Source organism: Acinetobacter sp. YH01019 (assembly GCF_013420285.1).
GTDB lineage: Bacteria > Pseudomonadota > Gammaproteobacteria > Pseudomonadales > Moraxellaceae > Acinetobacter > Acinetobacter gandensis.
In genome coordinates this window covers 1-2,310 of record NZ_VOYM01000162.1, presented here as the reverse complement: position 1 = coordinate 2,310, position 2,310 = coordinate 1, and the positions used below count along the sequence as shown (strand labels likewise).

The 2,310-nt window shown below is 32.1% G+C and carries 3 protein-coding genes; all 3 read right to left on the bottom strand.

What is annotated here, in order from left to right; translation table 11 throughout:
* Window positions 1-152: helix-turn-helix domain-containing protein (locus tag FTT84_RS17575; RefSeq protein WP_180082006.1), on the bottom strand; the 152-nt coding region annotated here is incomplete at its 3' end.
* Between the two features lie 691 nt (window positions 153-843).
* Window positions 844-1,638, bottom strand: coding sequence for a tetratricopeptide repeat protein (locus FTT84_RS17570; protein WP_180059000.1), 795 nt, complete (start codon window positions 1,636-1,638; stop codon window positions 844-846).
* An 11-nt stretch (window positions 1,639-1,649) separates the two neighbouring features.
* The gene (locus FTT84_RS17565; protein WP_180082004.1) at window positions 1,650-2,234 is read right to left on the bottom strand and encodes a hypothetical protein; all 585 of its coding nucleotides are present in this window, start codon (window positions 2,232-2,234) and stop codon (window positions 1,650-1,652) included.
* Window positions 2,235-2,310: the final 76 nt, after the last annotated feature.

Sequence of the window (2,310 nt, the reverse complement as noted above, 5' to 3'; positions counted from 1 at the left end):
CCATCTTGATTGAGCTTCTGCAATAACCGGGTAATTTGACGGGTGGAAAGATTCAGGATTTCAGCAGCACGGACTTGGGTAATACGATGATCTCGAACGTCTTGCAGAACTGCAAGACGTTGAATTTTTTTGTCAGACATAGTGATCAGCATCTATATTTTATATCCAGTCCATGGTGATAAAAATCATCATAAACCAGACATTTTTATTGGTGAGAATATAGACACTTTAAATGGGTTCTAACACTTTTTTAACTTCGTATAACGTGTATTATGTTAATTTTAGATATTAAGAAATTAACATATAGTCATTAATTAGAGCTAAAATAATTATATGAAAAAATTTTCACTTTTTTTACTTTTAATAGGCTTCATAATTATTTTAGTTACTTTAATAAAATCAAATAAATATGATAATAAAAGTATAGATTTGAATACATGGCAAAAAATTGAAAATTTTCAAATTTTAAAAACACAAATATCTTGCTCAAGTTCACCTTGGCGAAAAGGTATAGACAGAACTGCTAAGATGAATGTTGAATACATGTATAAATATCATAACAAAATTTATTATCGTAATGCTCAAAATGTCTTAAGCATATATAGAATAACGTTATTAGAGTCATGTGACGATCTAAAAGTTAAATTAGAAAATGCCTGGCACCAGTATAATACGGATAAAGTTTTATCCGTTTATATATCTAGCATAGGTAATGAAAGTAAGTTTGTAATCAAAGAAAATCAATTCACATTTAGAAAATCTTTAATTGCTTTGATCTTGTTTGAAGCGCAAGGAGTCATACTAATATTAGTTATCATATTGATATTAACTTGCCTAATTACACTACTTAGAATTAGATATTGATTCTATTTTTTTTAGTGCATCCCCAGCATCTTTATAACCATTCTCAAATGCCCGTTGAAACCAATATTTTGCTTTTTCTAGATCATTATAGGTATTCGCATACATATAACCCAAATTATTTTGAGCTATAGGAAAATTCTGGTTTGCTGCTTGTATATAAAGATCGAGCGCTTTTTTTTCATCTTTTGGAACTATAGCTCCTTCTTCATATATGTTGGCTAAATTGTATTGAGCATCTGGTAAATTCTGTTTAGCCGCATCGGTATACAAACTAATGGCTTTATTGATATCTTTTTCAATACCATTTCCATCAAGATATGCATTAGCGAGGCTGAATTGAGCCCGAGCATATCCTTGTTTTGCAGATAAGTTATAATAATCTAAAGCTTTTGTTCGATCTTTATCTACATAATATCCATTGTCATACATTACACCTAAATTATACTGAGCTTCAGAAGAATTTAATTTAGATGCTTCATTAAACCAATAATAAGCTTTAGCTTCATTTTTTTGTGTACCTATTCCTTTGAAGTACATACCTGCTAAATCATTTTGAGCAACTACAGAACCTTCATTTGCAGCTTTTTCAAAATATTCTAAAGCTTTTTGAAAGTTTTGCTTTACACCATCACCTAAAAAATATTTTTGACCTTGTTTATATAAAGACTCTGATTGAACAAGATTTTTTTCTTTCTGAGGTACAGTCTTTGTACAACCATTAAGACCAAATACACTCAAAAACACTAAAAAAAAAGCTATTTTTTTTACATTCATTTTTCATTCACTTAGTCAGAATATTTTATCTGCCATTCTAGCATAGGGTCTTTTTCTATTTCTCTATCTCGTCGTTTCTTTTCTGCCTCCCCAGCATTTTCATTCAATTTCTTCTGAGCATTGATATATATTTCAGCCGCTTTTATTACCTCACCTCTTTTTCCAATTTCTTCACCTGCATTTTCTCCAGCTGACTCCATACCGTACTTAACTGACAAGCCAGCGATACCACAGAGGGCTAAACCAACCCCAACTTGTCTCGGATCTAATGAACGAACAGCATTTTGTGAGCATCTGCCAACAACTCCAAGTGCTAATGTTTCACCAGCTTTTTCACCAGCTTTTGAAAGCACCAACTTTGATGTTTGTTCTGCTAATTTTTCAGCATCCTCATCATGAATTGCTAAAATTATTTCTGCCCCATCTGATACCATTCCACCTTTAGTACCAATTTTATCAATTTTTTCTACAGCTTTTTTTGTATTCAGAACACTCGTATGCTGATTTCCATTAAAGATATGACCTGAAGACTTTCTACTATACACCGGCTTTGTTGCACAAAGATTTGAAATGCAAAGCGCCCCTAATTGAGCCAAATTTAAGGCGTAACTTGGGTAAGTGGTCGACCTAATTCCGTAAATCTGTTAAGAACTGCTACACGTGCATGGATCT